Here is a 14,434-nt window from a genome sequence, read left to right on the forward strand (position 1 = left end):
TCCGGACGCAGCAGAAGTGGGTTTTTCCGCGGAGGCCGGGAAAGAGCAGGAACGTGCAGACCTTTTTTGCCGTACGCGGACTTCGTCGCCAGCGCGGCGGCCCTTGACGCCCGGCGGCTCGGCAAGCAGCGGGTGGAGACGATCCAGGTGCTCCGCGGGCTGACCCGCCCCGGGTACGGCTGGCGGCACCATCCCGCGGTCAAGATGTGGCGCGGCTACGAGGAGGCGCTGACCAGGTACGGGCTGGACATGTGCGCGGTCTGGACGGCCGAGGGCCGGGCCGACACGTGCGCCGGCACGCTGGTGGCCGACCTGGCCGAGGGCACCGGCCGCACGGTGGTCCGCACGCAGGCGGAACTGGCCGCGGCCGGCGAGCTGCCGCCGTGGCTGGGCGCGGACGATCTGCACCGCAGCCACCGGTCGGCGCTGCTGCGCAAGGACCCGGACTTCTACCGGACGGTTTTCACGGACGTGCCGGACGATCTCCCGTACGTCTGGCCCGCCCCGGTATAGCTGGTTACAGAGCGAGAATGCGGTCCAGGAACTCCCGGTAACCGCGCATCGCCATCCGCATGCTCTCCGTGTCCGGAGTGTCGGTACCGCGCAGCGGGTCGAGCTCGTCGCGCTCGGCCAGCAGCGCCTCGGTGAGCTCGTTGACCGCGTCGGTGAGCAGGTCGTGGGCCCGGGTCAGGGCCCGGACCGGGTCGTCCACGAACTCGGCCTTCACCTCGTGCCAGGCGGCCCGGAAGTGGCGGGTGGCATCGTCGTCCCAGAACGCGATGTGCCCCGCCGCGACGTCACCGGGCCGGAGCGGGTGCTCGTCCCGGACGTCCTCCTCCGGCTCGGGCGCGGCGCGGCGGCCGCGGCGGGCCGGCTCGGCGTCCTCGAGGCTGGCCGAGCGCCGCCCGAGCGCGAACGGCTCGTCCTCGTCCAGGGTGGCGGCCCGGCGTCCGAGCTGGAGCAGGGCGTCGTCGTCGAGGGTGGCGGCCCGGCGCCCGACCGGGAACGAGCCGTCGTCGAGCGTGGCGCCGCGGCGGCCGGCCTCGTCCTCCAGCGTGGCGGAGCGGCGGCCGGCCGCGTGCGGTCCGTCGTCGTCGAGGGCGGCGCGGCGTCCGGGCTGGTGCTGGCCCTCGTCCTCGAGGCTGGCGGCGCGGCGTCCGGCCGGCGGGTTCAGGGTGTCGTCCTCGCGGGCGCGGCGGGCACCGCCCTCGGCCGGGCGTGCCGCCGGGACGGCGTCGGCCTGATCGGCGCCGGGCGCCTGGCCCGGAACGGGCGTGGCCAGCGCGGGAGCGCCGCCCGCGACCGGTCCGGCCAGGGCGTTTCCGTTGGCGCCGAGTCCCTTGCCGAGCGGCCCGTTCGCGAGCGGCCCGTTCGGGCCGTTGGCCGCGGCGGCGCGGCGGCTGGGGAGTTCGTCGGTGGGCGTGGCCAGGGTCTCGCCGAGGGCGGCCACGCCCGCCGCGGCGCGCGGTGCCGGGACGCCCGAGACCGGGCCGGTCGACGGATCGGGCAGGGCGGGCACATAGGACGGCGGCTGGCCGTAAGCGGCGGGGAAGCCCGGCGACACCGGACTTGCCGGCGTGCCGTTGGCGGGCGCACCACTCGTCGGGGCACCATTCGCCTGGCCGCCATTGGTCTGGCTGCCATTGGTCTGGCTGCCATTGGTCTGGCCGCCATTGGCCTGGCCGCCATTGGCCTGGCCGCCATTGGCCGGGCCGCCATTCGCCTGGCGGCCATTCGCCGGGCCGCCATTGGCCTGGCCGCTGTGCAACGGGCGGCCATTCGCCGGGGCGCCATTCATCGGGCTGCCGTTCGCCGGGCTGCCGTTCGCCGGGGCGCCATTCATTGCGCCGCCATTCGCCGGGGTGCCGGTCAGCGGGCCGCTGGTCGCCGGGGCGCCCGAGACGGGTGCGGGCTGGGCCGCCGACGGCGGGCCCGAGGCGGGGTGGACCGGTGCGGGCGGGGCCGACGCGGGGGTGCCGGACGTCGGGCTGACCACCGGGTGCTTCGAGGTGGGCACCGAGGCCCAGCCGGTGGCCTGGCGGCGCGCCTCGGCGGGGCCGGGCTCGGCGTGGGTGTCGGTGCGGTCGCCGGCCGGGCCGGACTCGCCGGCAGCGGTGAAACCGGGAACGCCGGCCCGTCCGTTCATGTGATCACGCCCGTTCTCGTCGATGGAATCCGCGGGGTCGGCGGCCTCGCCCGGCGCCGGGGCATCCACAGTAGACGCCGGGTCGCCCGGCCTCTTCGCCCGTCCGTTCAGTTCCGGCGTCGCATGGCCGTTCAGGCCGGAGCGGGGCTCGCCGGCGGGCTGGTTGCGCCCGCCGAACAGGAACCGTCCGTTGCGGCCGCCGAGACCGAAGCCCCCGAACGAGCCGGGATCGCGGTCCCACGGACTGGGTCGCGAGGACTCTACGGCCGGAGGTGTGCCTTCCCCGGTCTCCGACGCGCCGGAGTGATCCGGATCGCCCTCCGGGGAACCGGGCAGGCCGCCACCCGCGGGACCCTTGCCGCCCGGTCCGCCGGGGGCGCGGGGAACCGGTGCGCCGCCGTGCACCGGGCCGGGCGACCCAGCCGGGCCGGGCGACCCAGCCGGGCCGGGCGACCCAGCCGGGCCGGACGACCCAACCGGGCCGGGCGGCGGCTTCGGGCCGTCGGGTGACGGCCCGCCGGCCGGGCCGCGCGCGGTCGACGCGAAGGGCGAGTGGGGGTTGCCGGAATTCGGCGCGAACACGCCGGGCGGCAGGATCAGTTCGGCGCCGCGGCGGGAGCCCAGCGCGACCATCTGGGTTTCACCCGGAAGGGCGACCGGCGACTCCGGCGGATCGGCCTCCGCCGTCTCGTCCTCGGACTCCCGGTGGACCGGCCAGAAGCGGGACAGGCCGCGCGGTGACCGCTGGTTGTCGGGACTGGACGTCGGCTCCATGGGCGTAAGACTCCCGTCGGCGAGGCTGCGCCACCCGCGCTGAGCTGCGCGACCCGGGTGCGGCGGGTGGGCACCGGCGTCCTGGGCCGGGCGCGGCGCACGACGACGGTACCGTCCCTCGCGTCCCCGCACATCCCCAGTGCCCGGATCGTGGGCCGTGTCGGGACCGGCCCGGCCGGGGCGCGTCGGGCACTGTTGGCCGGGCAGGGGAGAATCGTCGCGTGGTAGTGAAGACCGATCTCGACCCGGCCATCGCGGCCCGCCTCAAGCGGACCCCCGACGGCCTGGTCGCCGCGATCGTGCGGGAGCACGCGACCGGCGATGTGCTGATGATGGCGTGGATGGACGACGAGGCCCTGCACCGCACCCTGACGACCGGCCGGGCGACCTACTGGTCGCGCAGCCGCCGGGAGTACTGGGTCAAGGGCGCCACCTCCGGCCATCACCAGTACGTGAAATCGGTGGCGCTCGACTGCGACGGCGACGCGCTGCTGGTCACCGTCGAGCAGGTCGGCGCGGCCTGCCACACCGGCGCACACTCCTGCTTCTTCGACGACCTGCCGGTCACCACCCCCACGGAGGCCCGATGACCAGCGGCGCGGTCCGCCCCGACGAGACGACGTTCCTGCGGCAGCGGCGCCGGGTGATCCCGGTGACCCGCCGGCTGCTGGCCGACGGCGAGACCCCGGTGGGCGTCTACACCAAACTGGCCGGCGGCCCCGGCACGTTCCTGCTGGAGTCGGCCGAGCAGGGTGCCGGCCCGTCCGGTGCGGCCTGGTCGCGCTACTCCTTCATCGGGGTGCGCAGCGCGGCCACCCTGGTCGAGCGGGACGGCGCCGCGTCCTGGCTGGGCACCCCGCCGGCCGGGGTGCCGACCGGTGGCGACCCGGTGACGGCGCTGCGCGAGACGGTGGCGGCGCTGGCCGACGGTCACGCCGACGACGACCTGCCGCCGCTGACCGGCGGGATGGTCGGCTACCTGAGCTACGACCTGGTCCGGCGCTTCGAGCGGCTGCCGGCGACGGCCGACAACGACCTGCCGCTGCCCGAGCTGGGCATGATGCTGGCGACCGACCTGGTGGTGCTCGACCACTACGACGGCTCGGCCATCCTGGTCGCGAACGCGGTGCTGGCCGACGACGCCGACGACGCGGCCCGCCTCGCCGCCTACCACCAGGCCGTCGGTCGACTCGACGCGATGACCACCGCGCTCTCCCGCCCCACCCCGCCGATGATCTCCACGGTGGACCGCCGCCCGGCCGGCGAGCCGGTGAGCCGCACCGCCCCCGGCGAATATCAGAAGGCCGTCGACGAGGCGAAAGAGGCGATCCGGGCCGGCGAGTGCTTCCAGATCGTGGTGGCGCAACGCTTCGAACGCCCGACCGACGCCAACCCGCTCGACGTCTACCGCGTGCTCCGGGCGACCAATCCCAGCCCGTACATGTATCTCTTGCGCTTTGATGATTTTGACATCGTCGGCTCATCCCCCGAGGCCCACCTCAAGGTCAGCAACGACGACGACGGTGTCCGCCGCGCGCTGCTGCACCCGATCGCCGGCACCCGCTGGCGCGGCGCCACCCCCGAACAGGACAACGCCCTGGCCGCCGAACTGCTGGCCGACCCCAAGGAGCGCTCCGAGCACGTCATGCTGGTCGACCTGGGCCGCAACGACCTGGGCCGGGTCTGCAAGGCGGGCACGGTCGAGGTCCCGGAGTTCGCCCGGATCGAGCGCTACAGCCACGTCATGCACATCGTGTCCACGGTGACCGGTGAGCTTCGTGACGACCGGACGGCCTTCGACGCCCTGGCCGCGACGTTCCCGGCCGGCACCCTGTCCGGCGCCCCCAAGGTCCGCGCCATGGAGATCATCGAGCAACTGGAACCGACCCGCCGCGGCCTGTACGGCGGCACGGTCGGTTACTTCGGCTTCGCCGGCGACATGGACATGGCCATCGCGATCCGCACGGCCCTGATCCGCGACGGCGTGGCATACGTCGGAGCCGGCGCCGGCATCGTGGCCGACTCCGACCCCGCCGCCGAGGAGACCGAAACCCGCAACAAGGCAGCCGCGGTCCTGGCCGCCATCGCCTCAGCCGAAACCTTGCGCGCCGCGCGATGACCACCCGCCGCACCTACGGCCTGACCCTGCTGGCCTGCCTGGCCGGCGCGGGGTTGGCGCTGTACGCGGTGACCCGCACGTGGTCGATCGAGGTGACCCCGCGCACCGGCATGTCCCCGCTGCGGCACATCCGGACGGGCGCCGACGCGGAGCCGTGGGTGATCGGCTTGGCCCTGGTGGCGCTGGCCGGCACGGGCGCGCTGCTGGCCACCGGCGGCTGGTCGCGCCGCATGCTGGGCGGCGTGCTGGCCCTGGCCGGGGCCGGCGTGACGGTGGGTGCGGTGATCGGCCGGCTCGGACTCAACCCGGGCGAGGCCGGACCGGGCGGCACGGCGTGGCCGGCGGTGTGCGCGCTGGGCGGCGCGATCATCACAGTGGGCGGCCTCACCGCAGCGCGTCACGGCCATCTTTGGCCCACCATGTCAGCCCGGTACGACCGAAAGCCCGCACCCGCCGGCCCGGAGCGCCCGGCCCCGCAGCCGACTCCCGACGGCCCGATCGATTCCCGGACGGCCTGGGACGCTTTGGACCGCGGCGACGATCCCACCACCTGAGCGGGGTCCTGCGGGCTTCGCCCCGGTACGTCCTCCGTTCTGGCCGGGCCGCTCCGCGGCGCGGCTCCGGTCGCGCTCTGGGCGTGCCGCTCCAAACGGTCACCCGCGCTTGGGCGTCATGCTGGACCGGGGGTTGATGTCCACCCTTGGGACGGCGGCCACCATGCGGGAGCACGGCGCACAACATGCGGGAGAGCGGCGCTGGCACCTGATCAACTTCCGACCGGCCCGTCCTGGTCTGGTGCCGACCGTGCCGGCGGCCCGTCGCGTGGATCTTGGGGATTCCGGGGGGTCGCGGGGGCCGCGTCTTGGTCAGTGTTAGGACGTTAAAAGGGCAGATATCGGGGTATGTGGGATTTATGAGCGCGACGCAGGTGGGGTGGGGCTGGAGTGGGGTGAGTGCGTTGCAGGACAGCCCGGAAGCTGCGGCAGGGAGGCCGGGACGGCAGGTGCCGGGCGAAATTCCGGGTTGGTGTGGGAGACGCGTACTTTCTCTGGTTTATCAGCCCGCGGAAACGCGTGAGCGACGCACGAGCATGGCCACCTCGCGGGTGAGGTCTATGCGGGCCTGATTGCGTGCCTGGTCGGCAAGCATGGCGTCCCAGGCGTTGTCGCGGGCCGTGCGGACGTTGGCCGGGCCTACTACGGCGCGCTGGACGCCGGTTACCAGGTCGGCGGCTGCGGCCACCACCACTCGGGAGACCTCGGCGAAACCCACGGGGTCGGGCTCGGGGTCGGGCGCCGGTGTGCTGTGGGTTGGCGTGAGTTGGCTGATGCCGGCCATGGTCGCCTCCACGTCGATCATTTCTCCTGGTCGGGTCGATGCTGGTCGGGTCGATGGTTGCCGGGAACCAGTGTGCCTGGGACTCATCATCGCCGGGTCGTATTTCCGAGGCGTGACAATGCCGTGTACGCGTTGTGGTATCCGCCGTTCGGAGGAAGGGGCCCAGCGCAGCGGTGGGGCGCGGGGCGGTGCCGGCGTGACGGAAGTGACAGACTCCGCTCAGCGAGGTGGCGTGTCCTCTCGCGGGCGGCGGCATTATGCCCCAGCCCACCAGGTGAGGCGCGCCATACCCCGGGGGGTCGCCGATGACCACCACCTCCTAGCATCGGGCGGAGGACACCCGGAGAGGGGAGTCATTACGTGACATCCGATCAGCAGGCGGAAGCGGGCACTGGCGGGCCGCAGAACGTGCTGGAGGAGATCCTCGCCGGAGTGCGCGAGGACGTGGCGGCCCGGCAGGAACAGGTGCCGCTGGAGCAGGTTCGGGAACAGGCCGCGGCGGCGCCGCCGGCGATAGACGCTTACGCGGCGCTGCGTAAGCCTGGCGTGGCGGTGATCGCGGAGGTGAAGCGGGCATCGCCCTCCAAGGGTGCGCTCGCCGACATCCCCGATCCGGCCGAGCTGGCGGGGGAGTATGCGGCGGGTGGCGCCCGCTGCATCAGCGTGCTCACCGAGGGCCGATGGTTCGGTGGCTCGCTGGCCGACCTCGCCGCCGTGCGGGCGTCGGTGCAGATCCCGGTGCTTCGCAAGGACTTTGTGGTCTCCAGTTATCAGGTGCACGAGGCGCGCGCCCACGGTGCCGACCTGGTGCTGCTGATCGTGGCGGCCCTCGAGCAGAACGTGCTGGTGGGCCTGCTCGAGCGGATCGAGTCGTTGGGCATGACCGCGCTGGTCGAAGTGCACAACGAGGAGGAGGCCGACCGGGCACTCGAAGCCAATGCCAAGGTGATCGGGGTCAACGCCCGTGACCTGCGCACGCTCGAGGTCGACCGGTCGGTGTTCGAGCGGATCGCGCCGGGGCTGCCCAACAACGTCGTCAAGATCGCCGAGTCGGGGGTGCGCGGGCCGCACGACCTGATCCGGTACGCGTCGGCCGGCGCGGACGCGGTGCTGGTGGGCGAGGGCCTGGTCACCCAGAAGTCGCCGCGGGACGCGGTGGCCGAACTGGTGAACGCGGGCAACCACCCGGCCACCCCACGGCCGGTCCGGTGACCGCGCCGACGCTGCCCGACCTGGCCGGGCACTTCGGGCGGTACGGCGGGCGGTTCGTGCCGGAGGCGCTGGTCCGGGCCCTCGACGAGCTGGACGCCGCGTACCGGTCGGCCAAGGTCGACGGGGTGTTCCAGTCCGAGTTCCGCGATCTGCTGCTCAACTACGCGGGCGTGCCGTCGCTGCTCTACCGTGCGACCCGGCTGTCCGAGCGGGCCGGTGCCGAGATCCTGCTCAAGCGGGAGGACCTCAACCACACCGGCGCCCACAAGGTGCGCAACGTGCTGGGCCAGGCGCTGCTCGCCAAGCGGATGGGCAAGCCCCGGGTGATCGCCGAGACCGGTGCCGGGCAGCACGGCGTGGCCAGCGCGACCGCGGCCGCCCTGCTCGACCTCGACTGCGTGGTCTACATGGGCGAGACCGACACCGAGCGGCAGGCGCTCAACGTGGCCCGGATGCGGATGCTGGGCGCCACCGTGATCCCGGTGACCAACGGGTCGCGCACCCTCAAGGACGCGCTCAACGAGGCGCTGCGGGACTGGGTGGCCAGCGTGGACACCACGCACTACCTGCTCGGCACCGCGGCCGGCCCGCACCCGTTCCCCGAGATCGTGCGCGACTTCGTGGGCGGCATCGGGGTGGAGGCGCGCGAGCAGGTGCTGGCGCTGACCGGCAGGCTGCCCGACGCGGTGGCCGCCTGCGTCGGCGGCGGGTCCAACGCGATCGGCATCTTCCACGCCTTCGTGCCCGACGAGGACGTGCGGCTGTACGGCTTCGAGGCGGGCGGCGACGGCGTCGAGACCGGCCGGCACGCGGCGTCGATCACCGGCGGCTCGTCGGGGGTGCTGCACGGCGCGCGGACGTACGTGCTGCAGGACGACGACGGCCAGACCATCGAGTCGCATTCGATCTCGGCGGGCCTGGACTACCCGGGCGTCGGCCCCGAGCACGCCTGGCTCAACGACACCGGCCGGGCCACCTACGAGCCGGTCACCGACGCCGAGGCGATGTCCGCGTTCCAGCTGCTCTGCCGCACCGAGGGCATCATCCCGGCGATCGAGAGCGCGCACGCGCTGGCCGGTGCCCTGCGGATCGTGCCGCAGCTGCGCGAGGAGCTCGGCCGCACGCCGACCATCGTGATCAACCTGTCCGGCCGCGGCGACAAGGACGTGCACACCGCGGGCGCCTATTTCGGCATCTTGAACCCTGTTGAAATGCTGGTCCCGGGGGAGGTCGCATGACCGCCTGCACCGGAGCGAGCGAAGCGGGCGCAGGGCCAGGAGGGCATGCCAAAGGGGATTCAGCGTGAGCATTTCGGAGATCTTCGGCAGGGCGAAGGCCGAGGGGCGGTCGGTGCTGATCGGCTGCATGCCGGCCGGCTTCCCGACCGTCGACGACAGCATCGCCTCGATGATCGCGATGCACGAGGCCGGCTGCGACGTGATCGAGGTCGAGCTGCCCTACTCCGACCCGGTCATGGACGGCCCGGTGATCCAGAAGGCCAGCGACATCGCGCTGGCCGGCGGTGTGCGCACCCGCGACACGCTGCGGATCATCGAGGCGGTCGCGAACGCCGGCGCGCCGGTCGTGCTGATGACGTACTGGAACCCCATTGAGAAGTACGGGGTGAACGCGTTCGCCCGCGACCTCGCGGCGGCCGGTGCCACCGGCATGATCACGCCGGACCTGATCCCGGACGAGGCGGCCGACTGGATCGCCGCCTCCGACGAGCACCGGATCGACCGGACCTTCCTGGTGTCGCCGTCCTCGACCGACGAGCGGATCGCGATGACCGTGGCAAACTGCCGCGGCTTCGTCTACGCCACCGCGCTGATGGGCGTCACCGGCGCCCGGACCTCGGTGTCGTCGCAGGCCCCCGACCTGGTGGCCCGGGTGCGGCAGGCCGACCGGGACATGCCGGTGGGCGTCGGGCTGGGCGTCGGCAACGGCAGCCAGGCCGCCGAGGTGGCGGCGTTCGCGGACGGCGTGATCGTCGGCAGCGCGCTGATCCGGTGCGTGCTGGACGCCCCCGACCGGTCCGCCGGGCTGGCCCGGCTGCGGGCGCTGAGCAGCGAGCTGGCCGAGGGCGTACGGAAGCCGGAAAACTAGCCCGCCCTGGCGCTCCGCGGCGACGGTCGCGACGGTAGCGTGTGCATCCGTGAACATCGCCGCGATCCCGAGTCCGACGACATCCGTCTGGCACGTGCTCGGCCTGCCCATCCGGGCGTATGCGCTCTGCATCGTCCTGGGCATCGTCGCCGCCGTCCTGATCATGGAGGTCCGGCTGCGCCACCGGGGTGTCGCCCCGTGGGCGTCGCTGGACATGGCCGTGTGGGCTGTGCCGTTCGGCATCCTCGGTGCCCGGGTCTACCACCTGATCTCCAGCCCGCAGGAATACTTCGGCGCCGGCGGTGACCCGATCCGGGCCCTCTACATTTGGGAGGGTGGCCTCGGCATCTGGGGTGCGGTGGCCGGCGGCGCGGTCGGTGCCTATATCGCGTCCCGCCAGCTCGGCATCCCGTTCGTCGTCTTCGCCGACTCCCTGGCGCCGGGCCTGCCGGTGGGCCAGGCCATCGGCCGCTTCGGCAACTGGTTCAACAATGAGCTGTACGGGAAGGTCACCACGCTCCCGTGGGGCCTCCAGGTGCACGACATGGACCAGGCGAATCCGGGTCACGCGCTCACGGTCGACGGCGAGCCGGTGGTCAAGCCCGACCTCTACCATCCGGCGTTCCTCTACGAGGCGGTCTGGGACATCGGGGTCGCGGTGCTGGTCTGGGCGCTCGACCGGCGCTACAAGTTCGGCCGGGGCCGCGCGTTCGCGCTCTACGTGATGGCATACACGGCCGGCCGCCTGTGGATCGAGATGCTCCGGGTCGACGAGGCAAACCACATTTTTGGCGTACGCCTGAACGTGTTCACGGCGATCCTGCTGTTCCTGGCGGCGGCTGTCTACTTCGCGGTGGTACGCGGACCACGGGCGTACGTGGTGCCGGACGACGCGCCCGAGACAGCTCCGGAGCCGGTCGCCGACAGCGACATCTCCGCGATCAGCGTCGACGACGTGCCGGCCGACAAGCGCGCGCCGAAGGCATACCAACTGGTCAGCGAGGCCAGGTTCCGGGCTTATCAGAGCACCGGTGTCCTGCCACCCGACACCGACGAGGACCGGGCCCTGGAGATCGCCGCGGGCGGTCACCCCAAGGACCCGGTCGACCCGGACGGCCCGGCCGGCGCCGGCGAGGCGGTCCTGGCCACCGGCGCGGCGGCGGGACACGGCCCGGAGGCGGTCACCGGCGGCGACGTCGAGACCGACGCCCCGGGCTCCCCGCGTTCGGGCTCCTCGCGTCCGGCCGACGACTGACGCCCGGGTCCGTGCGTACCGCGGTGGTGGTGGGCGCCGGGATGGCCGGACTGGCCACCGCCGGTGCCCTGTCGCGTTCGGGCTGGCAGGTCGTGCTGCTCGAGCGGGGGGAGCGGGTGGCCGCGCCGCCCACCGCGCTGGTGCTGTGGTCGAACGGCCGGCGCGCCCTGGAATCCATCGACCCGGACGGCGGCTGGTCGGCGATCGCCTCCGCGCTGCCCGACGGCGGCGTCCGGCGGCCCGACGGCCAGTGGCTGGTGCCGCCGCGCAGCCGCAACGGTGCCGGTCCGGCGCCGTCCGTGGTCCATCTCGAGGATCTGTACGACGCGCTGGTGGCCGGCCTCGGCGACCGGGTCGAGATCCGCACCGGCTTCGACGTGACCACGGTCCGCACCGGACGCAAGCAGCGGCCCGCGGTCGGTGACGGCCGCAGCCTGGTCGAGGGTGACCTGCTGGTGGCCGCGGACGGCATCGACAGCCCGATCCGGCGGGCGCTGGCCCCCGAGTCGGTCGCGGTCGGGTCGGGCTTCGCGGCCTGGCAGGCGGTCATCCCCGGCTACCGGGTGCCCCGCCTCACCCCCGAGCAAGCGGCCGGCGGTGAGACGCTGGGCGCCGGCTACCGGTTCGTGTCGATCCCGCTGGGCGAGCGCGCGGCCGGCAAGGGCGGCATCTACTGGGTGGCGACCGCGGCCGGTGCGCCCCGCCCGGAACCGGCGGCGACCCAACTGGCCCTGCTGCGCCGCTGGTTCGCCGACTGGCATCCGCCGGTGGGCGACCTGTTGGCCGCGACGCACGCCGACGACCTGGTGCCGCAGGAGGTCCGGGAGTTGCGACCACTGCCCAGGGCGTACGGCTTCGCCAGCGGCCCCGGCGGCGTGGTGCTGCTCGGCGACGCGGCCCATGCCATGCCGCACCACCTGGGGCAGGGCGCGTGCCTGGCGTTCGAGGACGCGGCCACGCTGGGCTCCCTGGTCGCCGAGACGCAGCCCGGCCCTCAGCTGCGGACGGCCATCGAGGCGTACAGCCGGCTGCGCCGTCCCCGCACCACCAGCGTGGTGCGCCAGACCCGGCGGATGTCGGCGGTGGTGCAGGCCCGGGGGCGGCTGGCGTTGCGCGCGAGGGACGCGGCGCTCAACCACATGCGGCCGAGAATCCTGGGCGGCCACTCCCGCAACCAGGCCGACTGGACCCCGCCGGAGTGACGCTCACCCGCCGCGGATGACCCGCCCGCGCGGTGCCCAGCCCACGATGGCGGCATGCTTCTCGCCGTCCCGTGGGCGGTGCTGCGCAAGTACCTCGACGACGACGGTGCGCGGCATGCGGCGCTGATCACGTACTACGGCTTCCTGAGCATGTTCCCGCTGCTGCTGCTCGGGGTGGCGGTGGTGTCCCGGGTGCTGGTCAACAACGACGACCTGCGACACCGGCTGGTGGTGGCAATGGTGCCGCCGACCCTGCAGGAAACGGTGGACCACGCGGCGAGCGCGCTGCCGACCGCGCCCGCCGCGCTGGTGGTGGGCGTGATCGGCCTGCTCTATTCGGCGACCGGGGTGGTGTTCGCGGCGTACCGGACGGTCAACCACGTGGCCGCGGTCCCCTGTCGCGATCTACCCGGCATTTTCGGCGCGTATCTGCGTGTCGTCGGCGCGCTGCTGCTGCTCCTGGCCGGCGTGCTGGCGGCCGGCGGCCTCACCGTGGTGGGCCTGGGGTCGTGGGCCACGGCGGTGGTGGCGTTCGCGGTGCTGCTGTTCGGCACCAGGATGCTGCTGGTGCGCCCGACCGCGCTGCGCGCGCTGTGGCCGGCCGCGGCGGCGGGCGCCCTGGTGCTGACCCTGTTGCTGCACGTGGGTGCCCCGCTGCTGGCCCGGTTGGTGCGAGCGGCGGGCCCGGTGTACGGCGTGTTCGCCACGGTGGCGGGCATGTTCACGCTGCTCTACCTGCTGAGCCAGGCCCTGGTGGTGATCGCGGAGGTGACGGCGGTGCTGGGCGGGCGCTTGTGGCCGCGGTCGTTCAGCCTGGCCAAGCCGCGCGAGGCGGACGTGCGGGCGCTGGCGCTACTGGCCCGCGAACAGGAGCGAGTCCCGGGCCAGCGCGTCGATTCGTCGTTCGGCTGACGGGGGTGTCGCGGTGGGCAAGGCGGTAGCGCTCCCATCGGTGGACGGCGATTCCACTATTCCGCGTGCGCCGCGGGAGCAAACCCACATTCCAGACCTTTCGGCCGAGGAGCCGGCGTGGTGATCGCTGCGAGCGCACTGGACGCCGGGCGCTGCCGCAATTCACCGGCCGGGCGGCGGCGCCCACCCGTGGGCCGCGCGGGTGGGTGGGTTTGCGTGGTTAGAGAGGGACCGGGGCCGGTTCGGCTATGCAGGCGGTGCCGATTCGGCGGAAGCCCACCTTTGAGTACAGGCGGGCCACGTCGTCGTCGCCGGCGGAGAGGAAGATCAGGTGGACGCCGTCCTTCAGGGCCTCTCGGGCCAAGGTTGCCGTCAGCTGGGAGGCGTAACCGCGGCCCCGGGCGGCGGGGAGCGTGGCCACACCGGCGATTTCGGCCACGTCGCCGGAGCGCATGACGGCGCCGGTGGCCAGGATGCCCTCGGTGGGGCTGGTGGCCACCGCGGTCCGGTAGGCGCCGGAGGCGGAGCGTTCGCGGAAGCTCTGCACCAGGGCGTCGCTCAGCTCGGCCAGGGCCGCGTCGCGCTGGGCGGGGCCGGCCACCTCGGTGACCAGGGCCGCGGAGACCGACGGCTCGGGGAGGATCGGGGTGTTCTCGGGGTGCAGCGCCGCGGCCTCCTCCAGTGGGGTGCTGCCGTGCGGGGAGCCGAACGCCAGCTGGGCCACCGTGCGGGAGGCGGCCAGGTCCTGGGCGTACGTGCTGGCCTCGGGGTCCAGCAGGTGGATGGTGGCGCCGGTCACCGGCAGGTCGGGCACCAGCGCGGCGGGATCCAGGGTGAGCAGCGGCGCCAGCAGCACCTCGAGGCCGGCCGAGCGGGCCACCGCCAGCAGGTCGGGTGAGGTTTCGTGCACCCATTCGAAAGCCTCGGGCAGGCCCAGCTCTCGTTGCCGGCGGCGAACGGCAGTAATATCGGCGGCGGACGGTGTGTCCGCCCCTATCCGGGGACGGGCGTAGTAGGGCCAACCCTCGCCCTCGCGGACGAAGAGCACGAGACCCCCGATTTCCTCCACACGTGCGTAGGGTCGGGGGAGAGCGTCATAGAAACGCTCGAGCCTGACGAAGACGTCGGAATCCGGTTGCGCCACCGCGCGAGACTATCGAATCGCACCGACGCCGCGCCCACCTGTATTCGTGGGCCCTACCTGATGGGGCTGGGACGGCTGTTTCGTCCCGGTGCAAGTGTGATCCATCCGAACTGGCGGAGATCGGTGCCCGCTAACGTAGACTCTAGAGACTTTGCAGGGCCGACGTCGTCCCGACCTGGATACAAACACCAAGCGACGACAGGAGGCCCGGTGGCATATCCGCACC

At 73.4% G+C, this 14,434-nt stretch carries 13 protein-coding genes; 10 read left to right on the forward strand and 3 right to left on the reverse strand.

Annotation, left to right across the window (positions count from 1 at the left end):
- Positions 1 to 66: 66 nt before the first annotated feature.
- On the forward strand, positions 67 to 513 hold the full coding sequence (locus Ari01nite_RS21965) for an MSMEG_6728 family protein (RefSeq protein WP_239162906.1): 447 nt from the start codon (positions 67 to 69) through the stop codon (positions 511 to 513).
- 4 nt (positions 514 to 517) lie between these two features.
- On the opposite strand, the gene Ari01nite_RS21970 is transcribed toward Ari01nite_RS21965, so the two are convergent.
- The gene (locus tag Ari01nite_RS21970; RefSeq protein ID WP_203783358.1) at positions 518 to 2,920 is read right to left on the reverse strand and encodes a hypothetical protein; all 2,403 of its coding nucleotides are present in this window, start codon (positions 2,918 to 2,920) and stop codon (positions 518 to 520) included.
- A gap of 221 nt (positions 2,921 to 3,141) precedes the next feature.
- Here Ari01nite_RS21970 and hisI point away from each other — a divergent pair, with 221 nt between their 5' ends.
- The 3 genes from hisI to Ari01nite_RS21985 are packed head-to-tail and all read left to right on the forward strand — an operon-like array spanning position 3,142 to position 5,593.
- Positions 3,142 to 3,510 (forward strand): phosphoribosyl-AMP cyclohydrolase, encoded by a 369-nt coding sequence (gene hisI, locus Ari01nite_RS21975; RefSeq protein WP_203783360.1) that lies wholly within the window; start codon positions 3,142 to 3,144, stop codon positions 3,508 to 3,510.
- Complete coding sequence (locus tag Ari01nite_RS21980) at positions 3,507 to 5,039, forward strand: anthranilate synthase component I (RefSeq protein WP_203783362.1); 1,533 nt, start codon at positions 3,507 to 3,509, stop codon at positions 5,037 to 5,039. Before hisI ends, Ari01nite_RS21980 begins: the two co-directional genes overlap by 4 nt.
- Positions 5,036 to 5,593: a Trp biosynthesis-associated membrane protein gene (locus Ari01nite_RS21985; RefSeq protein WP_203783363.1), complete on the forward strand. Its 558-nt coding sequence runs from the start codon at positions 5,036 to 5,038 to the stop codon at positions 5,591 to 5,593. The genes Ari01nite_RS21980 and Ari01nite_RS21985 overlap by 4 nt, the downstream gene beginning before the upstream one ends.
- A 502-nt stretch (positions 5,594 to 6,095) precedes the next feature.
- On the opposite strand, the gene Ari01nite_RS21990 is transcribed toward Ari01nite_RS21985, so the two are convergent.
- The gene (locus Ari01nite_RS21990; RefSeq protein WP_307837781.1) at positions 6,096 to 6,398 is read right to left on the reverse strand and encodes a hypothetical protein; all 303 of its coding nucleotides are present in this window, start codon (positions 6,396 to 6,398) and stop codon (positions 6,096 to 6,098) included.
- 387 nt (positions 6,399 to 6,785) lie between these two features.
- On the opposite strand from Ari01nite_RS21990, the gene trpC reads away from it, so the two are divergent.
- From trpC to Ari01nite_RS22020, 6 genes are all read left to right on the forward strand, one after another.
- Entirely contained in the window at positions 6,786 to 7,589 is an 804-nt protein-coding gene (gene trpC / locus Ari01nite_RS21995; protein WP_203783398.1) for an indole-3-glycerol phosphate synthase TrpC, read from the forward strand.
- Positions 7,586 to 8,827: a tryptophan synthase subunit beta gene (gene trpB, locus Ari01nite_RS22000; RefSeq protein ID WP_203783365.1), complete on the forward strand. Its 1,242-nt coding sequence runs from the start codon at positions 7,586 to 7,588 to the stop codon at positions 8,825 to 8,827. The genes trpC and trpB overlap by 4 nt, the downstream gene beginning before the upstream one ends.
- 64 nt (positions 8,828 to 8,891) lie before the next feature.
- Positions 8,892 to 9,695, forward strand: a complete 804-nt coding sequence (gene trpA, locus Ari01nite_RS22005; RefSeq protein ID WP_203783366.1) for a tryptophan synthase subunit alpha — start codon at positions 8,892 to 8,894, stop codon at positions 9,693 to 9,695.
- A 49-nt stretch (positions 9,696 to 9,744) separates the two neighbouring features.
- Entirely contained in the window at positions 9,745 to 10,950 is a 1,206-nt protein-coding gene (gene lgt, locus Ari01nite_RS22010; protein WP_203783367.1) for a prolipoprotein diacylglyceryl transferase, read from the forward strand.
- A gap of 11 nt (positions 10,951 to 10,961) precedes the next feature.
- Positions 10,962 to 12,152, forward strand: a complete 1,191-nt coding sequence (locus tag Ari01nite_RS22015; RefSeq protein ID WP_203783368.1) for an FAD-dependent oxidoreductase — start codon at positions 10,962 to 10,964, stop codon at positions 12,150 to 12,152.
- Positions 12,153 to 12,206: 54 nt separating this feature from the next.
- Positions 12,207 to 13,064 (forward strand): YihY/virulence factor BrkB family protein, encoded by an 858-nt coding sequence (locus Ari01nite_RS22020; RefSeq protein ID WP_203783373.1) that lies wholly within the window; start codon positions 12,207 to 12,209, stop codon positions 13,062 to 13,064.
- A gap of 220 nt (positions 13,065 to 13,284) precedes the next feature.
- On the opposite strand, the gene Ari01nite_RS22025 is transcribed toward Ari01nite_RS22020, so the two are convergent.
- Positions 13,285 to 14,208, reverse strand: coding sequence for a GNAT family N-acetyltransferase (locus Ari01nite_RS22025; protein WP_203783375.1), 924 nt, complete (start codon positions 14,206 to 14,208; stop codon positions 13,285 to 13,287).
- Positions 14,209 to 14,434 lie beyond the last annotated feature (226 nt).

It is taken from the genome of Paractinoplanes rishiriensis, assembly GCF_016862375.1.
Taxonomy (GTDB): domain Bacteria; phylum Actinomycetota; class Actinomycetes; order Mycobacteriales; family Micromonosporaceae; genus Actinoplanes; species Actinoplanes rishiriensis.

Coding starts and splice junctions, on each gene's coding strand:
- Ari01nite_RS21990 (WP_307837781.1), bottom strand. CDS start 6,398: ATGATCGACGTGGAGGCGACCATGGCCGGCATCAGCCAACTCACGCCA.
- Ari01nite_RS22020 (WP_203783373.1), top strand. CDS start 12,207: ATGCTTCTCGCCGTCCCGTGGGCGGTGCTGCGCAAGTACCTCGACGAC.
- Ari01nite_RS21980 (WP_203783362.1), top strand. CDS start 3,507: ATGACCAGCGGCGCGGTCCGCCCCGACGAGACGACGTTCCTGCGGCAG.
- Ari01nite_RS21970 (WP_203783358.1), bottom strand. CDS start 2,920: ATGGAGCCGACGTCCAGTCCCGACAACCAGCGGTCACCGCGCGGCCTG.
- Ari01nite_RS21985 (WP_203783363.1), top strand. CDS start 5,036: ATGACCACCCGCCGCACCTACGGCCTGACCCTGCTGGCCTGCCTGGCC.